Source organism: Mesorhizobium sp. M3A.F.Ca.ET.175.01.1.1 (assembly GCF_004791945.1).
GTDB lineage: Bacteria > Pseudomonadota > Alphaproteobacteria > Rhizobiales > Rhizobiaceae > Mesorhizobium.
Window position 1 is genome coordinate 1 of record NZ_SRTP01000197.1, and the last position, 340, is coordinate 340.

A 340-nucleotide genomic window follows, 5' to 3' on the forward strand; every position below is an offset into this window, starting at 1 on the left:
CGCGCGCCGGACTCCTGGCCAGGCTCGGCAACACGAAGCACGCGGCCCAGTCCTACGACCGGGCGATCGGCCTCGAGCGCGACCCGGCGCTGCGGCGTTTCCTGCAGGACGAGAAGGCCAAGCTCTCTAGGAATTAGAGCAATGCCAGGACTGCTTTAAGGCAACATCTCGTGCGATGCGTTCAGCTTGCGTATCAGCTCATACTGACGCAGCCTCGCCCACAGGCGTTCGATGTTCGGCCAGGCGCTGCGCGCCTTCTCGATGTCGGGATGCCAGGCCACCAGCATGACAAGGTAGATGTCGGCAAGCGAGACCGTCTCGCCGGCCAGGCAGTCACGCC

1 protein-coding gene and 1 pseudogene are annotated in these 340 nt (G+C 64.7%); one reads left to right on the top strand and one right to left on the bottom strand.

What is annotated here, in order from left to right; genetic code table 11:
- Positions 1-137 (top strand): annotated as a pseudogene (locus EN818_RS34140) (RNA polymerase subunit sigma-70); the annotation flags it as partial.
- 18 nt (positions 138-155) lie between these two features.
- Here the strand turns inward: EN818_RS34140 and EN818_RS31320 are convergent.
- Positions 156-340 (bottom strand): glutathione binding-like protein (locus EN818_RS31320; protein ID WP_245521436.1); only part of this gene is annotated, 185 nt, incomplete at its 5' end.